The sequence below is a fragment of the Amphibacillus sediminis NBRC 103570 genome, assembly GCF_001552275.1.
GTDB classification, from domain to species: domain Bacteria; phylum Bacillota; class Bacilli; order Bacillales; family Amphibacillaceae; genus Amphibacillus_B; species Amphibacillus_B sediminis.
On the sequence record NZ_BCQW01000008.1, the window covers coordinates 72540 to 98146 of the forward strand.

The 25607-nt window shown below is 39.5% G+C and carries 20 protein-coding genes; 14 read left to right on the forward strand and 6 right to left on the reverse strand.

Annotated features, from left to right (window positions below):
• Window positions 1-40: 40 nt before the first annotated feature.
• Window positions 41-1282 carry a S1C family serine protease gene (locus tag ASE01S_RS07230; RefSeq protein WP_067840459.1) on the forward strand — a complete coding sequence of 414 codons (1242 nt, stop codon included), beginning with the start codon at window positions 41-43 and terminating at the stop codon, window positions 1280-1282.
• A 466-nt stretch (window positions 1283-1748) separates the two neighbouring features.
• On the opposite strand, the gene ASE01S_RS07235 is transcribed toward ASE01S_RS07230, so the two are convergent.
• From ASE01S_RS07235 to ASE01S_RS07250, 4 genes are all read right to left on the reverse strand, one after another.
• The gene (locus ASE01S_RS07235) at window positions 1749-2108 is read right to left on the reverse strand and encodes a Lin0512 family protein (RefSeq protein WP_067840461.1); all 360 of its coding nucleotides are present in this window, start codon (window positions 2106-2108) and stop codon (window positions 1749-1751) included.
• 301 nt (window positions 2109-2409) lie between these two features.
• Window positions 2410-4206 carry an ABC transporter substrate-binding protein gene (locus ASE01S_RS07240; RefSeq protein ID WP_067840463.1) on the reverse strand — a complete coding sequence of 599 codons (1797 nt, stop codon included), beginning with the start codon at window positions 4204-4206 and terminating at the stop codon, window positions 2410-2412.
• 225 nt (window positions 4207-4431) lie between these two features.
• Entirely contained in the window at window positions 4432-5928 is a 1497-nt protein-coding gene (locus tag ASE01S_RS07245; protein WP_067840465.1) for an ABC transporter permease, read from the reverse strand.
• A gap of 14 nt (window positions 5929-5942) precedes the next feature.
• A complete protein-coding gene (locus ASE01S_RS07250; protein ID WP_245630335.1) occupies window positions 5943-7355 on the reverse strand; it encodes an ABC transporter permease in 1413 nt (470 codons plus the stop codon).
• Window positions 7356-7476: 121 nt separating this feature from the next.
• Between ASE01S_RS07250 and ASE01S_RS07255 the strand changes: the two genes are divergently transcribed.
• The 4 genes from ASE01S_RS07255 (at window position 7477) to ASE01S_RS07270 (ending at window position 11729) form a co-directional block, all read left to right on the forward strand.
• The gene (locus ASE01S_RS07255; RefSeq protein WP_067840469.1) at window positions 7477-9183 is read left to right on the forward strand and encodes an ABC transporter ATP-binding protein; all 1707 of its coding nucleotides are present in this window, start codon (window positions 7477-7479) and stop codon (window positions 9181-9183) included.
• A gap of 303 nt (window positions 9184-9486) precedes the next feature.
• On the forward strand, window positions 9487-9828 hold the full coding sequence (locus tag ASE01S_RS07260) for a PadR family transcriptional regulator (RefSeq protein ID WP_067840471.1): 342 nt from the start codon (window positions 9487-9489) through the stop codon (window positions 9826-9828).
• Window positions 9812-10654: a DUF1129 domain-containing protein gene (locus tag ASE01S_RS07265; RefSeq protein WP_067840474.1), complete on the forward strand. Its 843-nt coding sequence runs from the start codon at window positions 9812-9814 to the stop codon at window positions 10652-10654. The genes ASE01S_RS07260 and ASE01S_RS07265 overlap by 17 nt, the downstream gene beginning before the upstream one ends.
• Window positions 10655-10943: 289 nt before the next feature.
• Complete coding sequence (locus tag ASE01S_RS07270; RefSeq protein WP_067840476.1) at window positions 10944-11729, forward strand: GNAT family N-acetyltransferase; 786 nt, start codon at window positions 10944-10946, stop codon at window positions 11727-11729.
• A gap of 309 nt (window positions 11730-12038) precedes the next feature.
• Here ASE01S_RS07270 and ASE01S_RS15745 read toward each other — a convergent pair whose 3' ends face one another.
• A complete protein-coding gene (locus ASE01S_RS15745; RefSeq protein WP_157065159.1) occupies window positions 12039-12188 on the reverse strand; it encodes a hypothetical protein in 150 nt (49 codons plus the stop codon).
• 221 nt (window positions 12189-12409) lie between these two features.
• Here ASE01S_RS15745 and ASE01S_RS07275 point away from each other — a divergent pair, with 221 nt between their 5' ends.
• Window positions 12410-13645 carry a M20 family metallo-hydrolase gene (locus ASE01S_RS07275; RefSeq protein WP_067840479.1) on the forward strand — a complete coding sequence of 412 codons (1236 nt, stop codon included), beginning with the start codon at window positions 12410-12412 and terminating at the stop codon, window positions 13643-13645.
• A gap of 197 nt (window positions 13646-13842) precedes the next feature.
• On the opposite strand, the gene ASE01S_RS07280 is transcribed toward ASE01S_RS07275, so the two are convergent.
• Complete coding sequence (locus ASE01S_RS07280; protein ID WP_067840481.1) at window positions 13843-15543, reverse strand: methyl-accepting chemotaxis protein; 1701 nt, start codon at window positions 15541-15543, stop codon at window positions 13843-13845.
• 366 nt (window positions 15544-15909) lie between these two features.
• On the opposite strand from ASE01S_RS07280, the gene ASE01S_RS07285 reads away from it, so the two are divergent.
• The 8 genes from ASE01S_RS07285 (at window position 15910) to ASE01S_RS07320 (ending at window position 25198) form a co-directional block, all read left to right on the forward strand.
• Window positions 15910-16368 (forward strand): PTS sugar transporter subunit IIA, encoded by a 459-nt coding sequence (locus tag ASE01S_RS07285; protein WP_067840483.1) that lies wholly within the window; start codon window positions 15910-15912, stop codon window positions 16366-16368.
• 1 nt (window position 16369) lies between these two features.
• Entirely contained in the window at window positions 16370-17779 is a 1410-nt protein-coding gene (locus tag ASE01S_RS07290; RefSeq protein WP_067840485.1) for a PTS fructose transporter subunit IIC, read from the forward strand.
• A 1-nt stretch (window position 17780) separates the two neighbouring features.
• Entirely contained in the window at window positions 17781-18644 is an 864-nt protein-coding gene (locus ASE01S_RS07295) for a ketose-bisphosphate aldolase (protein ID WP_067840487.1), read from the forward strand.
• Between the two features lie 53 nt (window positions 18645-18697).
• Entirely contained in the window at window positions 18698-19471 is a 774-nt protein-coding gene (locus tag ASE01S_RS07300; protein WP_067840489.1) for a DeoR/GlpR family DNA-binding transcription regulator, read from the forward strand.
• Between the two features lie 294 nt (window positions 19472-19765).
• Entirely contained in the window at window positions 19766-21643 is a 1878-nt protein-coding gene (locus ASE01S_RS07305; RefSeq protein ID WP_067840491.1) for a beta-glucoside-specific PTS transporter subunit IIABC, read from the forward strand.
• A 27-nt stretch (window positions 21644-21670) separates the two neighbouring features.
• Entirely contained in the window at window positions 21671-23083 is a 1413-nt protein-coding gene (locus tag ASE01S_RS07310; protein WP_067840494.1) for a glycoside hydrolase family 1 protein, read from the forward strand.
• 31 nt (window positions 23084-23114) lie between these two features.
• Entirely contained in the window at window positions 23115-24002 is an 888-nt protein-coding gene (locus ASE01S_RS07315) for a PRD domain-containing protein (protein ID WP_067840496.1), read from the forward strand.
• Complete coding sequence (locus ASE01S_RS07320) at window positions 23999-25198, forward strand: MFS transporter (protein WP_217995645.1); 1200 nt, start codon at window positions 23999-24001, stop codon at window positions 25196-25198. The genes ASE01S_RS07315 and ASE01S_RS07320 overlap by 4 nt, the downstream gene beginning before the upstream one ends.
• Window positions 25199-25607 lie beyond the last annotated feature (409 nt).

The window sequence follows — 25607 nt, forward strand, 5'->3', positions numbered from 1 at the left end:
TGTGGAAAGCTAAAGATAACATGGATAAGGAGGGATTTACATGGTGTATTTTGATGATGGCTCTTCTAAGCGTAGAAAAGGTTTATATCGAAAGAATCGTCCATATTGGCTCTTATACTTAGCCATTGGAGCAGCAGTTGGTGCTTTTTTGTTTGCGGTGGCACTACCTAAAATTGTTGAGTACAATATACTCCCTTATCAGATTTATCTTGTATCCGAAGAGCAAGTTGATCAAAATAGCCATGTGAAGCAAGGTGATCGTAGTCAGCTCCTTGACCTTATTTCACCTGTTCATGTTGATATATCCACACAGGTTACATCGATTGTAGAACAGGTTATGCCGGCTGTGGTTGGGGTAGAGAATATTCAAAAACAAGGTTTTAATTTTTGGGATCAAGCTACATATGATGGAGGTACTGGATCCGGTGTCATTTACCGTGTGGACGGGGAACATGCTCATGTAGTTACCAATCATCACGTTATTGAAGGGGCTGACCAAATTGAGGTCATCCTTGAGGATGGAACACGAGTAATGGCTGAACTAATTGGTTCTGACTTGTTTACCGATTTAGCAGTATTACAAATAGACAGTTCTAACATAAACGTCGCGATTGATATCGGTAATTCTGAATTAGCTAAAGTTGGGGAACCCGTCATTGCTATTGGGAATCCACTTGGATTTGATTTAGCCGGCTCGGTTACCCAAGGGATAATAAGTGGGAAGCAGCGCTCCATCCCCTTAGACTATAGTGGAGATGGCCGGGCGGATTGGCAAGTAGAGGTCATTCAAACGGATGCTGCTATTAATCCAGGAAATAGCGGAGGAGCACTAATTAATATGTCTGGTCAGTTAATTGGAATCAATTCAATGAAAATTTCCCAGTCTTATGTGGAAGGGATTGGATTTGCGATTCCGATCGATGAAGCCTTACCTGTTATAAATGAGCTTGAACATAATGGGGAAATGACACGAGCATTTCTTGGAGTTGAAGCCTATTCGCTAGTTGAGGTTCCTAAAGTAGAATGGTCAAGGAGCCTGAATTTACCCTCTTCCGTTGAAGGTGGTATTTATGTTCAGAGTGTAGAACCCCTTTCCCCTGCTGAATTAGCAGGCATCGAGCCTTATGATGTTATTGTAGCCTTAGATGGTGAGCCCGTCTATACAATTGTCGATTTGAGAAAACACTTGTATCAGGAAAAGGCGCCTGGGGAAGACATGGTTATTACCTTTTATCGTGAAAATGAACGCCGAGAGGTAACGGTTGAGTTATCCACACAATAACATAAAAGAAAATCAGCTTAACTAGGGTTGTTCAAAGATCACCAAATGATAAGCGCATCGCGTTGTTGGCTTGGTTTTGTGCTACGCACATATCTAAAAGGATATGCTCGGTTGCTCACCCCTTCGCCGCCTTGCTCGCTTTTTATTTGGCTCCTTTGAACACATGCTAGGGGATAAGCTGATTTTTTTGTGTATAAGTCAAAAAGTTATTCACAGCCTGTGCATAATATTGTGTGTAACTTTCTAGATCTAGTAGAGAACACCTATTCGAATACTATATAGATAAATAAAATATTAAATATGTGTATATTTTTGTGGGAAAGTTGTGTTTAACTTGTTGAAAAAGCGTTAATAATTAATAAATCACTAGTTTGTGAATAACTGTGTGGATAACTTATCGTCGTTTCTACTATTTATAAAACAATTTTATCTTCCGTCTTTGCTTCAAAAATTATTATGACATTTTTCAATAACCGACTTGCACAGCCGCGTTAACAATATACATAAGGTCATTCTTGTCTGCTTGCTCTTCAAGCATAATCCCACTTGTTGTGGCCATCCCACCCTCAACCACTTCAACGGTGACCTCTCCGTATGGAATCTCGGCTTTAATTCGATCAAGATCGACTAAGTCCTTATCTGCAGGCACTGCAAGCTTAACGTGGACCTTCATGTTGTGTAAAGATTGACCAGGCAGGAAATCCTTAAGTCCAGGCATTGAATTGTAATGAATCGCATTTTCAACTGCACGAATGGAGGCTTTTGTGACATCTTGACCATGTGTGTCAATCCCTACCCCTGTTTCAATAAAAATAATTTTCTCCATCATTTCTTCCTCCTTTATTAATTGAACAGTAATATCCTATTAGGAGTATGTCTGTTTTAGCTTACCTTTATATTAGCATAAAACGGTCAGCTTCTTTTAACCCGTTATTAAGTGAAAGATAATAACTTGTTAACCCGCTAAACCAAAAACAAGATAATAGCTCAGCTACCTTCTTAACATTCACCTACCTTAGCTTCTAGCAGTTTAATCGAGGAATGCTAACTCCTCATTTTGTTTATTTCAAAAAAATAGCACAAACTAAATCGTTTTAGTCTGTGCTAAGATTAATCATGTTATTTCATTACTCACTTGCTTCATTTAATAATTGTTGTACGATCTCTTCATCAGCCTCTAAGGACAAGCCTGTATCCACAAGTGGACTAACTGTTGAAACGGCAGGCATTTTGTTACCTTGGTAGAATGAAATAAATTCATCTTGGTTGATTGAATATAAAATAGCCTGACGCAATGCTAAATTCGTTGTGACTTCACGATCATTCATGTTAAAGGCTAGATAAGTAACCCCATTACTTTCATTTTGCTGAAGGGTAAGAGATTCATCATCATGGACTGTATCATAACGATTTTCTGCAACGCCATTTAGAATATGGATTTCATTATTTCTTAGCGCAGATAGAGCACTTTCAGAGTCTTGGATAAATTTAACAATAACCTCGCTAATATTCGGTTCGTATTCCGTTCCAGGCATATAAGCAGGGTTTTTAACAAAACGGGCTTCGTAATCATTTTTTGAGACTAAGATGTAAGGACCGCTTGCATAGAGTGTATTTTCATGCTCACCGCCTTCGGTAACGGTACGTTGATCACCATAAGCAATGTCAGTATTGACATCATATTGATCAATATCGTAGGTATTAATACTCTCTACTTGCTTTTGTGAGACAATGCCTGCTGATTGGTGAGCAAGGTAGTTAAGCACCTGTGGGAATGGATCATGTGTGGTAATCTTAACGACTTGATAAATACCGGCATCATTATCCACTTCATCTTTATTTGTAGTTAAGGTATCGATACTGTTTTCTAAACCTGTTTCGAGCGCTTCTCTTACAGATGTCCCCTCAATGCTTTGTGTTTGCTCTAATTCTGCTAGATCATCAACGATTTCAATCGTATCCATACTTTCATGAAGACTATACGTACGGTGATCTGGAACAGAATGACGATCCTTAGCTCGGTCTAGTGAGAATTTGACATCTTCAGCACCAACACGTTCCTCGGTATCAATAGCCTCGTCTTCGTCGACAGCAGCAAAATGAATATCGTCACGTAGAACAAAATAGTAATCTTGATTTCCATCAGCAATAACGTGATTTAAAGATAATGAACCATCAGAAACAACTCGATCATCATCGGTTAAATTAACCAAACGAACATAAATATTGGTATTCAGTGTATTGATCGATCCATCGTTTCCTTTAATTGGATCAAGAGAGGTCAAAGAACTGATTGCTTGATGAACAAGCAATGGTTGACTGTCACGTAAGGTCGTGTCGTTGAAGTCAACAGCTTCCCAGACAGCTGCGCGTGATTTAGGCAGGCGAACCGTTTCTTCGTTAATGATATCATGATTGACACCCTGTGCCTTGTATGAAATGTATAATGGTGCAATATATGCTTGATCAAAAACAACCCGCTGCTCTAATTCGGCATAGGTGTCTTGGTATTGATCCGGTAGCTGAGTACTTGCAAGTTCTACTAACTCGTCTGCTTGCTCATCCGCAAATAAGCTATTGTCACCCTCAGAAGTAAACAAAGAGCGTACGGCATAGTCAGGATTTCCAGTTACGGTGGTCCAGCTATTTAAAGCTAAATCATAGTTACCAGCATCTTTTTGAGCTGAGAAACTACCATAATCGGGCTGAATGTTTAACTCAACATTAAAGCCATTACGTGTTAATTGATCACGTAAAATATTTAAATCATCTTCTGATGTGCTCATACCAAGAATTTCGATGGTATAGCTTTCTGTATTTGGATCATTGGCTGATTGTCCGTCTTCAATATCGGATTCAGTACTTACACACCCCGTAATCAAAAGGGCTATAAGTGTGAGTAAAACAAACTTCAATCTCTTCATTACATTTCCCCCTAATAAAAATAGTTTATAAAATAAATAGATTGTGATTCCATATTGGAGCCACGATCTAGAATAACTAGGTGACAGTGTGTTCAACTAGGTGTTTCCCACTTTATCGCAGTGTAACTGAGTGGTTCAACTAACGTTCAGTGGGGGGAGAGACGTCGTGTCGCAACGTCTGCACAAGACATCCGATGCGTCGAAGCCCCACTGCGAAGTTTCACTTTATTTTAACTTTGGATCAAGTGCATCCCTTAAACCATCGCCTAAGAAGTTGAATGATAAGACGAGTAAGATGATCGCTAAACCTGGGAAAATAGCTAAATAAGGTTCAGTTTCTAAATAAGCACTTCCGATTTTAAGAATATTCCCCCATTCCGGGATATGTGGTTCGACTCCTAGGCCTAGAAAGCTTAGGCTGCTTGTTGCAATAACGGCACTCCCAATCGTAAGGGTAGCTCTGACAATCATAGGAGCAAAGGCATTAGGAATTGCGTGCTTAAATAAGATGATCCAGTCAGAGTCACCTAATGCTTTAGCGGCTTCAATATAATCTAGATTTCTAACCATTAATATGTTAGCCCGCATCGTCCGTGCATAGGTTGGGATTGCTCCAATACTTAAGGCAATAATAAGGTTAATCGTATTTGAACCAAATGCCGCTATAATCGCAATAGCCAGTAAAACACCCGGAATGGCATATAGTACATCTAATATACGCATGATTACTTGGTCAATGGCGTCCTGAAAGTAGCCAGATATAGCCCCTAGTAAACCGCCAATGACCATTGGAATAAGGGTGGTTAAGAGTCCGACTATTAATGAAATTCGTGCACCATAAATGATTCGAGAAAAAACATCACGACCAAAATTATCAGTACCGAATGGATGGATTAAACTCGGATCTGTAAGCATCGCTCCATAATTATTAGCAGTAGCAAAGCTAGAAACAAACGTCCCAACACTTGTTATGGAAAGTGAGAGAATAATTGTGATAAATAATAGACCGATCATTGCGGTAAAGCTTCTTGTGAGCCTTTGCCAAAAGAACTGCCAGTTATCAACTGTTGCTTGATCTTGTCGAGCGACTTGTAGCCAAAGGCTGTAAGCTAAAATAAGTCTAAAAAGATTACCTGTCAAACTCGTCATAACTAAAAAGAAGACAAGCCATTGATAACGTTTTTTATGATTACCTAAATGACAGCCCTGTTTAGCAATCAGTATAATCACGATCAAATCAGTAATGAGTAAACCTAGTAATATCCCGATTGAGACGATAAAAGAATTAGAGACATAGGGCTTAAATAAATTAAATGCGGTAATCCCGATGACGAGTAAATCCGTCATAAACAAATAATAAGCAAACGTATAATTAATCGTAGGTTGTTTTTTAATGAGACTGAATGCAAAGCTGGCGGTAAAAACATTTCCGACCAAAATCGTTGGTAGCTGAATGTAAGCTAACAAAAGGGTTCGTCTTTGTAGCTTTCCAGTTGTCAAAATATCCTGTCGCAAGCAGATCATAATCATCAGTTGAATCAACGTTGTCAATCCATACAAAACTGTAAGACCCAATACACCAGTACGCCAACTTTGCTCGCTCATATTGTAGCTACTAAGCAGTAAGATAACGCTCAAAGCAAGCGAAAGGGTTAAAGCAAAGTAACCATGTTTATATGGATCAGATTGTTTAAGCTCAAATAGATTGCGATGATTTGTCAAATGCCTTTACCTCCTTAATTCCCCTTCATTTGTGAACGAATACGTGGGTTTAATAGGGCATAAAATAGGTCAACCACTAAGTTCACAACTGAGATCGCAATGGCAATGTAGACAACACCAGCCAAAATAGCAGGAATATCAGGGATGAATTGCTTATCAACAATGTAGCTCCCAAGTCCACTAATATTAAAGACCTTCTCGGTTACGGATGCGCCGCCAAGCATCACTCCAAACTGTAGTCCGATAACTGTAATAATTGGAACCCAAGCATTTCGTAAGCCATGATAAAGGAAGATCTGACGAGACGATAACCCCTTGGCTTTAGCCGTAATCATATAATCCTCATGCATGACCTCTAATACTGACGATCTCGTCATTCGTGCAATGGCAGCTGCTAGACCTGTTCCGAGCACAATAACCGGCATAACTAATGATAGATAATCCTGAGGGGAATATGCTGAAGGTAATATGCCCCACCTAATGGAAAAGGTTAGAATAAAAATTAAGCCTTGCCAAAAGCTAGGTATAGATAACCCAATGAGTGCAATAAACATAAAGCTATAATCCCAAAAAGAATTTGTTTTAGCAGCTGATACAATACCGATAGGAATAGCAATAATAATGGCGAACACGAGTGAAGAAATGGCTAAAGTCAATGTAACAGGAAATCGATTGGTAATACTCGTCATAATCACTTCGTTTCCGGTAAAGGAATGGCCAAGATCAAAGCTTAGAATCCCTTTTATCGCTTGCCACAATTGAACAAGATAAGGCTGATCAAGTCCATATTGACGATTAAAGGCCATGCGCTGGTCCATGGTTGCTGATTCTCCTAGAATATTTGCTGCCGCATCTGAAGGTGAAATATAGAGTATCGTAAAAACAATAACAATAACAGCAATAATGACAAAGAAAGTCATCATAATACGCTCAAAAATGAAGCGGGAAAATGCATTTTGATAGATTAGTAATAAACTATACAAAAGTAAACCAGGTATGAATGTGGATAACACAAATACTTGTGAGCGCAGTAATGATTGGAATACATCCTGATAACGAACAGCTCTAATTGATCGATCAGCAAGTTGTTGCTCAGCGACCTTCATTAAACGTTGATCAATCTGTTGATTTACGACACGCTCTCGTTCTTGTTCATCGAGTGGTCGTTTAAAGTATTGTTGCTTTTGCTCGTACTGACTTACATATTCCTGACGTAATTGCTGATTCAATGCAGAATGCTTGAGTTCGGCTAACTCTTGCCGTAATATAGCTTGATAATCGAGCGCTCGTTTCTGCTTGAGATAGAAAATGGACGCAATAGCATGAACAGGCAGACCTACTAACCCAATAACCCACTTTAGGATAGGATGACTTTTAGTCATTCGATACCCATTTACTAAAGCTTGAGAACGGATCCGGTTAGGCAATATCAATCACCTTCTTTAATCTTGATTATTCCTAGTTGTTTAGTGTAATATAACTTACAAAGAGTATAGGTAGTTTTTTAATAAAAGTCAATATAAATAACTTATAAATGGAGACATGATCATGGCGAAACTTTTACATGTGAATCAATTGGCTGTTTCTTTTGCTACCAAGCAGCAAAAGGTTGCAGCGGTAAAGGATGTTTCTTTCTATATTAATAAAGGTGAAACGTTAGGTATTGTAGGTGAGTCTGGCTCAGGTAAAAGTGTAACAGCTCGAGCAATTATGAAGTTATTGCCAACTCCCCCTGCCCGAATCACAAATGGGACCATCACTTACGATAACCAACTCATTTCTGACTATACAGAAAAAGAGATGGAGGCCATTCGAGGTCAGGAAATAAGTATGATTTTTCAAGACCCGATGAGCTCATTTAATCCAATCATGAAAATAGGCAAGCAAATTGACGAAATGGCGATCAAGCATCGTAAGCTGTCGGCTAATGAGGCTAGAAAAGAAACAATCAACATGCTCGAACTTGTTGGGATTAATCATGCATCTGATCGTTACCACCAATACCCACATGAGTTTTCAGGTGGGATGCTCCAGAGAGCAATGATCGCAATGGCTCTTATTTGCCGCCCGAAGCTACTTATTGCTGATGAGCCAACAACTGCGTTGGATGTAAGGATACAAGCACAAATTCTACAGCTTATGAAAAAAATGCAAGGAAAATTTGGTATGGCTATTATTCTGATCACACACGACTTCGGTGTCGTAGCGGGGATGTGTGATCGCGTTGCTGTGATGCGTCATGGTGAGATTGTTGAGCAAAATGATACGATTGCAATTTTTAACAAACCACAGCATCCTTATACGAAACGATTATTAGCTGCATTGCCTCGAATCGATCAAACTAAAAAGGATCGCCAGCTTGGATTAGATCAAAAGAAACCGTTGGTTCAAGTTAGACAGCTACAAAAGAATTTTGATTTAAAATATGGTGGAACGGTTCGAGCTGTTGACCAAATTGATTTTATTATTCGCCCTGGTGAAACTCTAGGTTTAGTTGGTGAATCTGGCTCTGGGAAGTCGACTACCGGTCGGCTAATCTTACAGCTTCTGCAGGCTACTGACGGTGAAGTCATTTATAACGGGATGGGGATCCATCAGTTTAATCGAAAAGAACTTAAACAATTACGACGTGACATCCAAATTATTTTTCAGGATCCGCAAGCATCACTCAATCCACGAATGAAGGTGCTTGATATTATTGGTCAGCCCCTTGATATTCATAAGCTTTACCGCAGTAAAAAGGAACGACAAGAACGGGTTGAAGAACTATTAGAATTGGTGGGTTTAGAAAAGGAGCATGCTAACCGTTATCCCCATCAATTCTCAGGCGGCCAACAACAAAGAATAGGCATTGCACGAGCTTTAGCTGTTAACCCAAGGTTTATTGTTTGTGATGAACCTTTATCAGCCCTTGATGTGTCGATTCAGGCTCAAGTAGTAGAGTTACTACAGGATTTGCAACAAAAGCTTGGCTTAACCTATTTATTTATTGCCCATGACCTAGCTATGGTGAAGCATATTTGTGATCGGGTAGCTGTCATGTATGGTGGTAAAATTATTGAAGTAGCAGAAAGTGAAGAACTCTATCAGCACCCACTTCATCCCTATACAAAAGCCTTATTAGAGGCCGTTCCAGTGCCGGATCCTGTAATTGAAGCTAAAAAGCTTCGTGAGCACCAGATTACCATTCAGACATACCACTTTAAACAGAATGTTTTAGAAGAGCAGCGACCTGATCATTGGGTATTGGTCTAAGCTGGTTTCTCATCATGATTTTTTAATTTACCTTATCCTATGTAACGCTGAATCTCACGTATACCCCAAAACAGAAACAGCCACCACCTTAAAGGGATGGCTGTTTTACATTTTACTTTCTTATTAATGCCTCCTTGTCAACAAATGCGTATAAACCCTTCATTCTCCATATATTCCTGTTGTTTTTTATTTATTTAATTGTAAACAACATTACTATTATGTTTTACATAGTAGATGAACTCTGTTAAGATAAAAAAGACAGCTATTATGTAAAACAATATAGCTAGAAAAGGGTTGATGATTTTGAAAAAAACACAACTATTAAAAGGTGTATTAGAGGGCTGTGTCTTATTGATCGTCACAGACGAAGAAATATATGGATACGAGATGGTGTACCGATTACGGCAAGCAGGCTTTACTGATATTGTTGCAGGCACGGTCTATCCCCTTTTGCAAAAATTGGAAAAGCAAGGCTATTTGACGAGTGTGATCAAGCCTTCCCAAGAAGGACCAAATCGTAAATATTACCAAATTACTGATCAGGGTAGACAATATTGTGAGGATTTTATTATTCAATGGCTAGAAATCACAAGCCATGTTGATACTTTAATTAACAAGGAGCGTGTTAATGATGATAGGTCATAAACGGTCTGTAGCGCACATGATCGATCAAAACAATCAATTACGTACCCAACTCACGAAAGAGAATAAAAAATATTATGAGGATTTACTTATTTATATTCGAACAGCAGGGTTATTTTATAGAGATGAGGAAATTGAGCCACTGTTACTTGAAATTTTACAGGATATTTTACTAGCCCAATCAGACGGACAATCAGCCCAAGATTATTATGGACAAGATCCTAAGGCAAGGGCAGATGAGTTAATTCAAACGTTAGGAAAAATGGATTTTTATCAAGGAATGAAACTGTTTGGATTGATTTTTGCGATTAGTTCATTCTTTTCAATCTTTAATGGACTTATAGCTCCTAACACAAGTCTTAACCTATTGGTGTTACTATTTAATGCAGGCTTGAGTGCTATTTATGTTAAGCTTATTTTCGTCATGCTACACCGTAGTATCTATAGAAAGTCCTTTGGTAGAATATTAATGTGGTTAATCCTTTCAGCTATAATGGCTAGCTTTGTATTCGTATCGATCCTTACCCCGCCAGTATGGGTGATCGTCCTTTCTGACCGTATCGTAATATCGATTATCGTCCTTCTGATGCTAGTTGCAACAACGGTTATTCTTAGCCTGAAATCAGGCAACAGGAATATTTGGTTACCTACGCTGTTTATCGTTTGGATGTTTGGCCTAATTGGTATCCTATTTCACTTACCGGCAACAGCTACTTGGATGACGAGCTCGCAAGGAAGTATCGTCATGGTTCTAGCCATCGCTTTTATTTACCTTTTCTTTACATTCTTGTCCCTGCGATCACTGAAAAGGGAGAACAATCAACAATAAGATGACGATGTGGTCTTTTTCAATCGATGAATTGAGCGAGGAGAGATCACCTTAGATCCGGAGTGGGCATATCGATTAGGCTTTATTGCTAGGGAAACTTGCAAATTAGAATGTTTATTCAATTTGGCTGCTCGGTTGATCTTGCCTTGTTTTGTCGAAATTAATGAATAAATGGTAAATCATTGTCTTATTTCCCGGGAAATGAGATATAAACTATTGCTTGAAACTTTCCATTTCAATCAGTTAATGGTATGATATCGGCTAATCGTTAGTGAAGGGAGAAGAGGTTATGATTCGAAAATTGACAACAGCAGATGACCACGCTGTAAAAGCTCTGATTATGCAGAAACCAGCAGAGAATTTATTCATTATTGGAGATGTTGAAGCCTTTGGCTACGAGCAGTCATTTCAAGAATTATGGGGAGATTTTGACCAGGCTGGACAGCTACGGGCAGTTTTATTACGCTATGAAGAAAACTATATTCCATTCAGCTTAACAGAATTCGATGCCCAAGGATTTGCTGAAATTATAAATCAGTCTAAAGCGAAGCCTACTTTGTCAGGTTTAAAGGAAATTACCGAACAGGTCATCCCTTACTTGGCAATAGAAGATAGTAAGCCACGTCAGCTTTATTATGCGAAATGTACCAACTTAGATGCTATCCCACAAGTAAATACAGATTGTGTGCAGCCTCTTACTATAGCAGATATAGACAAATGGGTTGATTTTCTAACTGATGTTCCTGAGTTTGCTGATTCGGCAATAAGTGCTGAGGCGAAAAAGCGTGATCTCGAGCAAGGTGTCGGTCGCGTTTATTATATCGAAGCTGATCAAAAAGTGATTTCAACCGTTTCAACTGCAGCCGAAAACAGTAAATCAGCAATGGTTGTGGCTGTTGCAACAGCTCAAGCCTATAAAGGTCAAGGACTTGCGACACTCTGTTTAACAAGGCTAATCAAAGATTTAATAGCAGAAGGTAAAGAGCTCTGTCTTTTTTACGATAACCCTGTTGCTGGTAAACTCTATAAAAAGTTAGGCTTTAAGGATATTGGCTATTGGATGCTGTATCGATAAAAAGTAGTTAAGTGATGATGGCATCAGAGATTGCTTGACCTATTCATATTTTGCTAGGATTCTTTATGGTCCAACTAACGTTCGGTGGGAGAGAGAGGAAGCTGACTAGCATCGCGACGTCGTGTCGCGATGCCTGCACGAGCACATTCTATCCGTCGAACCCCCACTGAACGAAGGTTCACTTTATTTTTGGTTCTACCTTAATATCTTACAAGCAAACAGGAACCCTCTTAGAATGGGGCTTCCTGTTTTAATATTTGCTGACTTGGGTAATCATTTAGTATTTGCTCAGTATTAAAGTGACACATTTTAGATTAGATGTCGTATCGTTTGTTGTTGCATGGTTTGGTTATAGTATATTCGATTTAACTCTTGCTTTGATCTGTCAATATGATGATCATAACCGACCCTAGCCCGCTCTCTTTTATCCTTTTTGATAATAGGAATGAGTATCTTCATTGCTCCCACCCTTTGCTTCATTTGTTAAGATAATCATAAAATGAACCCAGAGAATTAAAAACGACCTAACGAAGGATTTCCATTCATTTTTTAGGTGGATACTAATTTCAAACTTAAGACGGATTAATATTGATAACGATTGATGAAGACCTTCCTCACTGGCATAGCCCGTTATTTCATTATATAATTAGCTTTTAAAGAACGGATTAGGATGGTGTGATATGAAGATAAATCAGAACCGTTTATGGGAAAGGATACATCAGCTTGGCAAGATTGGACAAAATGCTCAGGGGGGAGTGACTCGGCTAGCCTTTACCGAAGAGGAACGTCAGGCTAAAGATTTAATTAAACAGCATATGAAGTCAGCTAACTTAGAAATTCGAGAAGATCAGCTAGGGAATTTATTTGGCAAACGCCGTGGTACAAACCCAAATGCCAAAACGATTTTAATTGGTTCACATATCGATACGGTCTATAATGGGGGTAAATTTGATGGTGCTGCAGGGGTATTGGCAGGTGTTGAAGTGCTTCAAACCTTAAGTGAGCAAGGGGTTGAATTAGATCATTCGGTTGAAGTTGTCGCTTTTACAGATGAGGAAGGTGCTCGTTTTTCGTCCGGTATGACAGGGAGTCAAGCCTTTATAGGCCAGCTAACGATTGATGCATTACAGAATCATATCGATCAAGCCGGTCATTCGATAGCAGATGCAATGAAACGACAAGGCTATCAACCGACACAACTTGCAACGGTAAAGGCAGATCCAGATCAAATAAAATGCTATTTAGAGTTACATATTGAGCAAGGCAAGGTTTTAGAAGCCAATGATATAGCAGTAGGATTAGTGACAGGCATCGTCGGTTTAAGGTGGCTGAAAGTTAAGTTAGTGGGTGAAGCGGGGCACGCTGGCACAACGCCAATGTCGCTAAGAAAGGATCCATTAGTCTGTGCATCCAAGCTGATTCAATACATTACAGAGCTTGCGCAAAAGCAGAAACAAACTGTTGCCACGGTAGGACAAATGACGGTCAAACCTGGGGGAATTAATGTTATCCCAAATGAGGTTACGTTTACGGTTGACTTACGTGATCTTTCCGACCAGCTTTTAGATCAGCTTGTTGACCAAATTCAAGCTCAGATAATGAAAGTGACAACAGAGCAGAATATTGATGCAGTGGTAGAGGTTTTAGATCGATCACCAGCTGTTCAAACGTCGGAAAATGTGAATCGGGCCATCTCAGCTGCGATCGAACAATCTGGATTAGAGCTTATTAAGCTACCAAGTGGAGCAGGCCATGATGCAATGGTTGTGGCTGAATTGACAGATATTGGGATGGTGTTTGTCCGAACCCGTCATGGTCTTAGCCACCATCCAGATGAGTGGGCGGAGCCTGAGGATCTTGCCGTTGGGGCGCAGGTATTATTGGATACGGTGATTTACTTAGCTGGTTCAAATTAATCTAAGGTTCCACATAAAAGGATGTCGACGAGGTCAATCATAACCGCGTCGACGTCAGCTCACTATTCTGATACTAGCATGTGCACCAATACTTCACTTTATTACGTATCGCAAGGCACCTGATCCATTGCAATAAGCATCACCGCCTAATCTGGTCAATTCTTGATTCAATTCATTTTGAACGTCTACTTAAATGGTTATTGTGTTTGAAATTGACTGATCAGCGTCTGTAGATCAATAGCGAGCTTTGCTAAATCATCTGAGGATGCGGTCACCTCTTCCATTGCTGCAAATTGTTCCTCGGTCAACTCAGCAACCTGCTGTGAATGTGAGGATGACTGCTGTACGGACTGTGTCATCGAATTAAAGGATGTTTTGACATGTTGAGTATGTTCAGTCATGCGTTGGGTTGCCTGTGATAATTGTTCAATTCCAGTACCAATCGCTTCAATCGATTCTGTAATAAGTTGAAAAGTCTGTTCTGTTTTCTGGATAAATGCTACGCCAGCCTGTGCCTCAGCTTGTACGTGTTGAATGGCTGAATCGGAATGCTCCATTTCCTTCTGTATTTCTAGAATAAGATCAGAGATCATACTTGCCGATTGCTGTGACTGTTCAGCTAGCTGTCTTACTTCATTTGCGACAACAGCAAAGCCTTTGCCTTGTTCGCCAGCACGTGCCGCCTCGATGGCTGCATTTAATGCTAATAGATTTGTTTGATCAGCAATCGTGGTGATCGCTTGTGAAATATGGTCAATTTCCTGTGAACGGGTATTTAAAGCTTGGATGGCTTTCCCGTTTTCCTCAACTGAACCAGTGATCTGCTGCATTTGTTTTTGTAAATCCCCAATTTGCTCCACGCCAGATTTGGCTCTATCTTTAGCTTGGCGACTTTGTTCAGTCATTTTATGTGCATTATTCGCAATGCTCGAGATATCGGTGGAAACGTTTTGCATCGTTTTATCATTGGCAACCATTTGCTCGGTTTGGTGGTTAGCGGCGTGTGCCATTTCTTGAGCCGAAACGGTAATTTTTTCGGAGGCTGTGCTCGTTTCCTCCGCACTTGTGGCTAGCTGCTCAGATGAAGTAGCTAAAAGCTCTGAGCTTTCACGAATGTGAGTGAGTGTTTGGCTCAGTTTTTGGCGCATTTTATTGTAATGACTTGCCAACAGAGCGATTTCATCATAGCGATTATCCTCTACATCAACGGTTAAATTCCCTTGCCCCGCTTGATTTAGAGCAGAGGCAATGGTTCCCATCCGCTTAGTAATGCTCCGCGTAAAAAGTAAGATCGCCCCGATAGCCAAACCTAATCCAATTATGAGGACAATGATAAACTGAGTAAAGAAACTCTCTAGTAACTGATTAATAATACTTTGATCTGCTCCCGTATAAAAAATGCCAATAATAGCACCTTCTTGATCTATAATAGGCATATAGGCCGTTTGATAATGTCGTCCTGCAACATTCGCCTTACCATAAAAATACTCACCTTGATTCAGTACAGCCTCTTCAACCTCTGCTGATACCTCCGTTCCGGTTGCACGTTCCCCATCAACCATAACATTGGTTGCAATTCGGGTTGGGCCTTGAAATAGTGTGACGGTATTCCCGGTAAACTCTGCAATTCGATCAATGAGTTCATGATTATCGTTCATTAATATGTCGCCTTTGTATAGCTTTCCTTCTCTTATTTCCCAAGCACCATCAATGGCTTGATCAATATAATCAAAGCCAAGCATCAAATCTCCTTTTGCTTTATTGGTGGCCATTTCTTCAATATTACGAATCGATATATTGCTAACGACAATACTGACAACTGCGGCAAATAACAATAAGACAGCTACAAATAACAGAATAATTTTTGTACCTAGTTTTAAACGCAATTTTCCTTGCACTGCACTCTCTCCCTCTGTGATCAGAATGTTTATACCCCTCTACTCCATCTATCGGTTAAAGCCAATCAACAATGAAATCAAAATCATCAGAAGATAAATTAGCTTGAAAAATAATGAAGTCTGTTAAAAATTTCTTTGTTAATTAAGCACAAACTCAATAATCATTCTGGAAACATTAGGATAATGGAATGTATAAATCGGGTGAACAGCAACTTATTTGAACGAATTCGTTCATTTAAGTGCATTATTTGATACTAAAATAGTCATGATGTCAACTTTCATTCATTTCATTGAACTAAACAGTTCACAGTGTTAAGATAACAGTGTAAAGGTAAGCGCTTACCAAAATGAGATAGGAGGGTTGATATGGATATATCATCGATGCTAGACAAACGAAATATGGTATTTGATTTAGCCATTCAAACAAAGGAAGATCTGTTTGCTTGTTTAGCACAAACCCTTGAAAATAATGGTTATATTACGAATAAAAGACGGTTTATCAAAGATTTAAAAAGGCGAGAAAAAGAATCTTCTACGGGTATTGAGGATGGTTTTGGTATCCCACACGCGAAGTCTAAAGCTGTTATTAAGCCGACGATCGCTTTCGCTCATGTGGATGAGCTAAAGGATTATCCTGCGCTCGACGGGTCACATGTACAGTGCGTTTTCATGTTAGCTGTCCCTGATCACGCGAATGATACCCATCTTCATATGTTAAGTTTTTTGGCTAGGCAATTAATGAATGATCAACTTAAAGCAAGCCTTAAAGCGGCTAATGATCCAGAGGAAGTGTTAGCGATTTTAACCAAACTAGGAGGCGAATAAGATGAGAATAGTTGGTGTTACGGCTTGTCCGACAGGAATAGCTCATACCTATATGGCTGCTGAAAAGCTACAATCGACGGCAGAGGAAAAGGGCTATCAGGTTAAATTTGAAACACAAGGTGCCAAAACGGAAAATATTTTGTCTGAACAGGATATCAAAGCGGCTGATGTGGTTATTTTGGCGGTTGATAAAGACATCGATCTAAGTCGATTTGCTGGCAAAAAGGTTAAAAAAGTCTCAACATCAAGAGCGATTAAAGATTCGGCTAAAGTATTAGAAGAAGCCATAAATGGGAATGGCACGTTTGTTCCTGCTCAGGATGATTCAAGTCAGGCTTCAGCTTCAAGTGGTAAGAAGAGCTTGTATAACCACTTTATGAATGGTGTCAATTATATGCTTCCATTTGTTATTGCGGGTGGGATATTAATTGCGATTAGCTTCGCCTTCGGTATCGAAGCATCTAATCCTGATAGTGACAAGTACAATATCATCGCAGGAGCACTATCCAAAATTGGTGGTGATACGGCCTTTGCTCTTATGGTACCGGCCTTAGCTGCTGGCATTGCCTCATCTGTTGCTGGTCGAGCAGGCTTTGCACCCGGTCTAGTAGCAGGAACATTAGCCGCTGCTGGAGGTTCAGGTTTCTTAGGCGGTATGGTTGGCGGTATTTTAGCAGGTTATGTCACTGATTTTGTTGCAAATAAAATTCAAGTCAAAAAATCAATTTCGGCTATTTTTCAATTAATTGTTGTTCCCTTGATTGCCATTACTGTTGTAGGGTTGGCGATGGTTTTCCTAATTGATGCACCTATATCATGGATTCTAAATGGACTAACTGAATTTTTAAATGGATTAGGAGAAACATCAGGTCTTATGTTCGGATTACTCATTGGTGTAATGATGGCGGCGGATATGGGAGGTCCGATTAATAAATCCATTTCCACTTTTTCAATCGGGCTTATGTCAGCTGGAGTTAACGCCCCGATTGCTGCTTGTATGATGGCTGGTATGACTCCACCTTTAGGTTTAGCGTTAGCAACCGTATTGTTTAAAAATAAATTCACCGTTGAAGAAAGAACATCGGGTAAATCATGCTGGATATTGGGCGCTTCTTATATTACTGAAGGAGCTATTCCATTTGCAGTCGCTGATCCAATCCGGGTTATCCCAAGCTTAATGGCAGGATCTGCTGTAGCTGCCTCTATTTCTATGGCAGCTGGCGTCACATCAATGGCTCCTCATGGTGGGGTTTGGGTCATGTTTATTCCAAATGTCATCAATAATTTGCCAATGTACATTTTGGCCCTAATTGCCGGTACGATTGTAACAGCTATTATGGTAGGTTTACTCAAGAAACCCGTTCAAAAAGAAAAATTAACAAATTCTTTAATAGAAGAAGGGATTGTTTAAATTGTTATATACAATGAAGGCATTACTCAAGGTAGCCAAAGCGAATAAATTTGCCGTACCCGCATTTAATATATGTAGCTTCGATATGTTGAAAGCGATTATGGAAGAGGTGGAGGCACAGCGCGCTCCTGTGATTCTCGAAATTCATCCCGATGAAATCGATTATTTGGGTGATCCATTCGTGGCAACAGTGAAAGAATATGCACTCCGAAGCAATGTGCCAGTTGTCATTCACATGGATCATGGTGGAACCATTGCAGATGTGATGCGCGCTATACGTAATGGTTACACATCGGTAATGATTGATGCTTCGCTTGCAGATTATGAAGACAATGTTGCTCTAACTAGCCAAGTAGTCGAGTTGGCGCATCAGGTTGGAGTTTCCGTCGAGGCTGAGTTAGGGACGATTGGAAATAATGGCGGATCATATGAGGGCGGATCTGATACAATTATTTATACAGACCCTGACCAAGCTGTTGATTTTGTTAACCGGACTGGGATTGATACACTAGCCATTGCGATTGGAACAGCGCATGGACTTTATCCAAAAGACGTTAAGCCAGAGTTGAATCTTCCGTTATTAAAAGAGCTGAATAAACGCATTGATATTCCATTCGTTTTACACGGAGGATCAGGAAATCCTGATGCCGAGGTCAGTGAAGCTGTTAAATATGGCGTTGGTAAGGTTAACCTGTCATCTGATCTAAAGAGTGTTTTTTTCAATGAGATACGTCGTGTTTTAAATGAGAACCCTGATATGTATGAACCGAATCAAGTTTATCCAACACCAAATGAAAAGGTAAAAGAAGTCGTACGACATAAACTTCATATTTTAAATACTATTGGTAAAGCAGATTTATATTAAAATCCTAAGGCGTGGACAGAGTCCATGCCTTTGATCCATTGGAGGTAGCAAAGATGGCAACAGCAATTCAAAAAGAAAGACAAGAAAAAATCGTTAATCATTTAAAAGCCGAAAGCTTTATGAAAACGACCGATTTAGTAGAATTACTTAATTATAGCGAAGCTACCATTAAGCGGGATTTAATCGAGCTTGAGAATAAAGGGCTGATTCGGAGAACTCGTGGCGGAGCTGTCATCATTGATCGTCAAAAGATCGATATTCCTTATTTGATGAAGGTTGATCGGTTTAATGATGAGAAGGAAAAGGAGCAGATGGCGAAGGTTGCAGCAACCTTGATTGAAAACGATATGAGCATGTTTATTGATTCGAGTAGTACTGCGTTACACTTAGTCCATCATTTGAATCACTTTAAAGGGCTTAAAGTGATCACCAATGGCGTGATTACGGCGAGCTTATTATCGGAATATACCTCTGCTGACGTTAATATCCTTGGTGGTTCAATTGTGCCGAAGCGCTTTACGGTCAATGGTTCGAAAGCTTTTTATGATGCTTTAACCTACAACGTTGATTTGGCCTTTGTGTCCTGTCGTGGATTTGATTTTTCTCTTGGTGCTACTGAAATTACGGAGGGAGAAGCACTCATTAAGCAGTCTTTTCGTAAGCGCTCTAAGGAAGTCGTTCTAATGGTGACCCATGACAAATTTAATCAAAAATATTTGAACCAAAGCCTAGATTGTACCGACATTGACTATATGATTGTCGATCGTCCATTAACGGAGTCTGGGCTTGATCAGCTTCAGCAACATAAGATACAGGTTCTCTATTAAATAGTAAATAGGGCGCTTTATTAATCTAGCAGTCTTTTAATCATTTTTTGAAACCCCTTAATCAAAAAAGAAAGGGTATTGCATAATCACGTAAACCGTGATAATATATTCTTAATTCAATAGAGTAAGACGACGTGTTACTGGTAATGCAGGCAAGATCGGATTGAAATGTTTTTACAGGGGAGGTTTGTCCTTCTGTAAAAAGCAACGTTTCAATTGGGTCTTTTTTTGTGCGCATTTTTCTAACTGGCCATTAGTGAAAGCGTAACTCAAGAATAGAAAGGATACAGACGTATGGATTATCAAAAAATAGCTCAAGATATTTTAGATAATGTAGGAGGAGCAGGAAACGTTAGAGGATTAACGCACTGCTTTACAAGATTGCGCTTTGTTCTGAAAGATAAGAAAAAAGCTAAAAAAGAGGTGCTCGAGCATCTGGAAGGTGTCATTTCCGTTGTTGAAAGTGGTGGTCAGCTTCAGGTGGTCTTAGGTGCTAAAGTAACCAAAGTTTTTGAAGCGCTCGCGCCCATGGTAAATATAGAGCAAGGAGCCGATCAAGGTGAGCAACAGGAAAAGGGGAATATTTGGAACCGGATACTGATTGCTATTTCAACCATGTTTACCCCGATGGTACCTGCCATCGCGGCTTCAGGGCTAATGAAAGGTATCTTAACGATTGCTAGAATTGTTGCTGCTGACCGAGGAGTCGACATTACAGATGATCAAACTTATGTCATTTTACTCGGTGCGACCGATGCGCTCTTCTATTTTATGCCTTTGATTCTAGCTTATACAAGTGCTAAGGTATTTAAAGCAAATGAATTTATTGCGATGGCGCTTGGGGGAACCATGTGCTACCCAGCTATTGTTGCCTTAATGTCTGGCGAAGAGGCTGTGCAAATGTTTGGTATTAATTTGACACAGGCGAACTATACTTCATCTGTTATTCCGATTATCATCGGTGTCTTTATTCTGTCTTATGTTCAAAAGTTCCTTGAAAAGGTTATTCCTGAAGTCTTAAAAATCATATTAGTTCCAGGGATTTCACTGTTTGTCATGGTTCCAGCTACATTTATGGTGTTTGGTCCAATTGGGATTTATATTGGTAATGCGATTAGTTTTCTATATACAGGTATGATGGATATTAGTCCAATTCTATGTGGAGCATTTATTGGTGGTATGTGGTGTGTATTTGTTGTATTTGGTGCACACAGAGCGCTACTACCGATTGGAATTAATGATGTTGCCCTTTATGGTCAACAAAATTTATTGGCGTTCGCTGGAGCAGCAAACTTTTCGCAGGGTGGAGCTGCGTTAGGAGTTATGCTTAGAACGCGCGACAAAAATTTGAAAACGGTAGCTGCATCTTCAATGATTTCAGCTGCAGTTTGTGGAATTACAGAGCCAGCTATCTATGGCTGTAACTTAAGACTGAAAAAGCCTATGTACTATGCCATTATCTGTGGTGCCATCGGTGGTGCAATCATGGGTGCAGGTGGTGTTTATGGTGATTCATTCGCCAATAATGGTGTTCTTACCTTAGCAACCTATGCTGCTTTTGGCTTTACTAAGTTTCTATTCTATCTTGCTGGTATCGGTGTGGCTTTCTTTGGAGCAGCTATTTTAACTTACCTACTCGGTTTTGATGATTTCTCTGTTAATGAGACAGCTGATTCAAAGGCGGAAAATAAAGCTAAAGTTCCTTTTACAGGAGATCCAGACTTCGCCATCACTTCTCCAATCGAAGGTGAGACTCTACCGTTAGCGAATGTCAATGACGAGGTGTTTGCATCAGAGGCGTTAGGAAAGGGTATTGCGGTCATTCCAGAAAAAGGTGAGGTTATTGCACCGGCTGATTGTACGGTTCAAATGGTCTATCCAACACTACATGCTATTGGTCTTCGGTTAGACAGTGGTGTAGAATTAATTATCCATGTCGGAATAGATACAGTTAATTTAGAGGGACGATTTTTTGAAAAGCATGTTGACGAAGGGACGCATGTAACAAAAGGTACGAAGTTATTGTCGTTTGATATTAAAGCCATTAATGAAGCGGGGTTTGATACCGTTACACCGATAATTGTCAGCAACAGTACTGACTATTCAGAAGTGGATGGTATCCCTGCCGCTCATGCCAATATCGACAATGATGTTATCCTAATTAAAGCTTAATAAAAAATTTTGAAAAGGGGTAGTAATATGGCTAAATTTCCAGAAAACTTTTTATGGGGAGCCTCTTCATCTGCATTTCAAATAGAGGGTGCATGGGATGAAGATGGGAAAGGAAAAACTGTAGCAGACTATAATTCTTTTAAACGTTCTCACCTTCAGGCTGATAGTAAGGTAGCGAGTGATTTCTATCATCGTTATCAAGAGGATATTAAATTGATGAAAGAATTAGGATTAAAAATTTATCGATTCTCAATTTCCTGGGCAAGAATTATCCCTGATGGAGATGGCGAGATTAATCAAAAAGGTATTGATTTCTATAATAAGGTGATTGATTGCTTAATTGAGCATGGAATTATGCCAGTGGTAACGCTGTACCATTTTGATCTTCCATATGCTTTGGTGGAAAAATACAACGGCTGGGAAGCGAGGGACTGTGTTTACGCGTTTGAACGCTATGCAAAGGTCTGTTTTCAAGCCTTTGGTGATCGCGTCAAGTACTGGCAAGTGCATAATGAACAAAATCTGATGATCCGTGTCGACGAAAGAATGAATATTAATGAGTCAGATCCATGGAAGGCTGATAAGATTCGAGCACAAATGGATTATCATATGTTTGTAGCCCATGCTTTAGCAGTGAATGCTTGTCATGAATTGGTCCAGGATGGAAAGGTTGGTCCAGCCGTATCCTCGACTTGTACCTATCCATCAACGAATAAGCCAGAGGATGTTTGGGCAGCTAAAATGAATGACTGGTTCAAAACGAATTATTGCCTTGATATGCACTATACCGGCGAGTATCCTGGTTATTATATGCGCTATTTAGAAGAACGAAATATTGTCCCAATTATGGAAGAAGGGGATAAGGCCTTGCTCAAAAGTGCCAAAATGGATTACATCGCCTTAAATTATTACCGAACTTTATCAGTAAGCTATTTACCTGTTGATGAACAGAATCCAATTGGAAGTCGTGTTTTTCCGACAAACCAAGTTGATTTTGATCAATATGGTTACTTTAAACATGATAAAAATCCACATTTAGAAGCAAGTGAGTATGGTGCACAAATTGACCCAATGGGGCTTAGAATGGTTCTAAATGAATATTATCAACGTTATCGATTGCCGTTGATCGTAACAGAGAACGGCCTTGGTACAGCAGATGTCCTGACTGAAGATAAAAAGGTACACGATGATTATCGGATTGACTATTTAAGAGATCATATTCAGGCGTGTGCGCTTGCGATTGAAGACGGTGTTGAACTGTTTGGCTACTCACCATGGGCGGTGATGGATATTTTAAGCTCACATCAAGGCTTCAAAAAACGCTATGGCTTTATTTATATTGATCGAGATGATCATGATTTAAAAAACTTGGAGAGAATAAAGAAGGATAGCTATGATTGGTATAAGCATGTCATAGAAACAAATGGAGGGGCTTTATAGGTCGAAAGTACAGAAAGCAGAGGGTGTTAGGATGCGTGTTATTAAGGTACTAAATAATTCACTAATACTTGCACTGGATGATAATGGTCATGAAATGATCCTAATGGGTAAAGGAATAGGCTTTAATAAAGCGATAGGCTATCGTCTTAGAAAAGACGAAGTCCAAAAGGTATTTGTTATGAAGGATAGGGCGATTGCCAGAAACATTATCAAGCTAGCTTCTGAAATTGACAGCACTTTTTTTGAACTGGCCAAAACAATTATCGATTATGCGATCGAAAACTATCAGATGGAGTTAATGGAACATATATATTTGTCATTAACCGATCATTTGTCATTTGTCGTTAAGCGAATGGAACAAGGGATAATTATTGAGAATTTCTATCTGTCTGAGATGAAAAAATTCAGCCCAAATGAGTATCAGGTAGGTCTCTTTGCTCTCGATTTAGTAGAGGAGAAATTAGCTTTAAAGCTCCCTGTCGATGAGGCAGGAAATATTGCTTTTCACTTTATAAACGCCCAGCAGAATAACCCTTATAATGTTAATAATCGTATTATTACTGAAACCTTGAAGGATATCCTTGATATTGTGAAATATAATTTTGGCTTAACTTATGATGAGGAGAGCATTTCTTACTCACGATTCACAACACATCTCAGATTATTTGCTCAAAGGCTTTTAACCGATCGGCAAAAATTGGAGCAAGACAATGATTTTCTTTACGATCAGATTATCAGTAATTGCCCGGATGAGTATGCCTGTGTCAAAAAACTTGAGAAATATATTAAAGAGAAATTTGATACCGGGTTGACCATGACAGAAGAATTGTATTTAACTATCCATATTCATAGGGTGTTGGAGGAAAGTAAACAGAGGGAAATGTCCAATAACACAGAGACAGATGGTAAACGCTCATGAAGAACATGAAAAAATCTCAAGAAATCATCTTCCTTGCGATGGTTACATTATTTTGGTTTGCCCAATATGTCTACATTCCTTATCAGACGACCTTCCTAACATTGAATGGGGTAACGAGTAGCTTTGCTGGAATTATTGTTGGAGCTTATGGGATAACACAGCTGCTCTTACGCTTCCCTGTCGGATTGATGGCAGATTCGATTGGAATACACAAGCCTTTCATTCTAATCGGTGGTCTTGCTTCCGGACTCGCCTCATTACTTCGTATTTTCCCATCAGGAGGAATAGGTTTTTTATTAGCTAATCTTTTTTCAGGATTAGCTTCCTCCATGTGGATATCTTTTATGGTTTTTTATACCCATCATCAAGCTAAGGATCAACAGCAATCTGCAACAAGTCGGATCATTCTTTTCAACAATGCAGGTATGTTGCTAGGGTTTATCGTAAGTACGCTATTTTATGATCGTTTAGGTATGACCGTTATTTGTTTCTTTAGCCTAGTCGCAGGTATAGCAGCGTTTGGCTTAGGCTTCTTTTTGGAGGAAGCCCCTAGTCACCATGATCGACAGACCATTAAGCAGCTAATGGTTGTTATTACCGGTAAAAGAATTTGGATGTTTTCAATTATTGCCCTTATACAACAAGGTATTCAGCTTACGACCACGATGTCCTTTACGTCACAGATCTTAAAAGATATCGGTGCGACTAGTGCTGTGGTAGGGTTGGCTTCCACGGTTTATATGATTTCAGCTGTTTTGTTTTCCGCATTTGCTTCTTCTAAAAAGGGTGGCAAGAAAGATCCGAAGTTTTGGATCCCTGTTGTATTGATTATAGTAGCGATCTACTGTTTTCTTGTGCCAAGAGTTGATTCGATTATAGCCATTTTCTTTTTGCAAATTCTACCCGGTATGTCAACAGGCATCCTCTTTTCTTATGCAACCTCTGAGGCGATGAAGGAGATACCTGAGGATAAAAAATCAACAGCTATGGGATTTTATCAGGCATTTTATGCATTGGGTATGACATTGTTCCCGATGGTTACCGGTCAGGCTGTGTCTAGATTTAATATGGAGACAGGTTACGCTATTCTTGCGATGATTGCCATTATAGGCTGTCTGCTCGTAACAACCTTTTATCTGCGCAATCATTACACGTCAAAGAGGGTCAATGCACATTCAAAGGTTAGTGGTGAATAGAAGCTTACTGAAAAAGGACATAGACTAGTAGCTTTACTAATCTAAGTTTGAAAGCTTTTGCTAAATTGACATCGGGCTTAATGATCACCTCATTTTTAATCAACTAGGGGAAGCTTAGTTTATCGGGGCTGCGATTACTCGCCCCATCGAAGCACTTTTGTAAGACTCCCGCTTCAAAACATAACGGCACACGTCATGTCTAAAAATGGTTGTTGACTTTTGTCAGTGTATTCGTTAATATTATCCATAATTCAATAGCAAATTTGATGACGAGAACGAGTAATTATGCAGATCTTATCTACAGAGAGTTGGCATCTTGCTGAAAGCCAATGTTAAGACCATAATGAAAATCCTCTCCGAGAAGCAAAGTTGAAATAAGTATAAACTTTGACGGCATCCTACCGATAAC

Coding starts and splice junctions, on each gene's coding strand:
- ASE01S_RS07300 (WP_067840489.1), top strand. CDS start 18,698: ATGGCAACAGCAATTCAAAAAGAAAGACAAGAAAAAATCGTTAATCAT.
- ASE01S_RS07305 (WP_067840491.1), top strand. CDS start 19,766: ATGGATTATCAAAAAATAGCTCAAGATATTTTAGATAATGTAGGAGGA.
- ASE01S_RS07315 (WP_067840496.1), top strand. CDS start 23,115: ATGCGTGTTATTAAGGTACTAAATAATTCACTAATACTTGCACTGGAT.
- ASE01S_RS07265 (WP_067840474.1), top strand. CDS start 9,812: ATGATGATAGGTCATAAACGGTCTGTAGCGCACATGATCGATCAAAAC.
- ASE01S_RS07320 (WP_217995645.1), top strand. CDS start 23,999: ATGAAGAACATGAAAAAATCTCAAGAAATCATCTTCCTTGCGATGGTT.
- ASE01S_RS07235 (WP_067840461.1), bottom strand. CDS start 2,108: ATGGAGAAAATTATTTTTATTGAAACAGGGGTAGGGATTGACACACAT.
- ASE01S_RS07270 (WP_067840476.1), top strand. CDS start 10,944: ATGATTCGAAAATTGACAACAGCAGATGACCACGCTGTAAAAGCTCTG.
- ASE01S_RS07230 (WP_067840459.1), top strand. CDS start 41: ATGGTGTATTTTGATGATGGCTCTTCTAAGCGTAGAAAAGGTTTATAT.
- ASE01S_RS07275 (WP_067840479.1), top strand. CDS start 12,410: ATGAAGATAAATCAGAACCGTTTATGGGAAAGGATACATCAGCTTGGC.
- ASE01S_RS15745 (WP_157065159.1), bottom strand. CDS start 12,188: ATGAAGATACTCATTCCTATTATCAAAAAGGATAAAAGAGAGCGGGCT.
- ASE01S_RS07290 (WP_067840485.1), top strand. CDS start 16,370: ATGAGAATAGTTGGTGTTACGGCTTGTCCGACAGGAATAGCTCATACC.
- ASE01S_RS07255 (WP_067840469.1), top strand. CDS start 7,477: ATGGCGAAACTTTTACATGTGAATCAATTGGCTGTTTCTTTTGCTACC.
- ASE01S_RS07310 (WP_067840494.1), top strand. CDS start 21,671: ATGGCTAAATTTCCAGAAAACTTTTTATGGGGAGCCTCTTCATCTGCA.
- ASE01S_RS07240 (WP_067840463.1), bottom strand. CDS start 4,206: ATGAAGAGATTGAAGTTTGTTTTACTCACACTTATAGCCCTTTTGATT.
- ASE01S_RS07285 (WP_067840483.1), top strand. CDS start 15,910: ATGGATATATCATCGATGCTAGACAAACGAAATATGGTATTTGATTTA.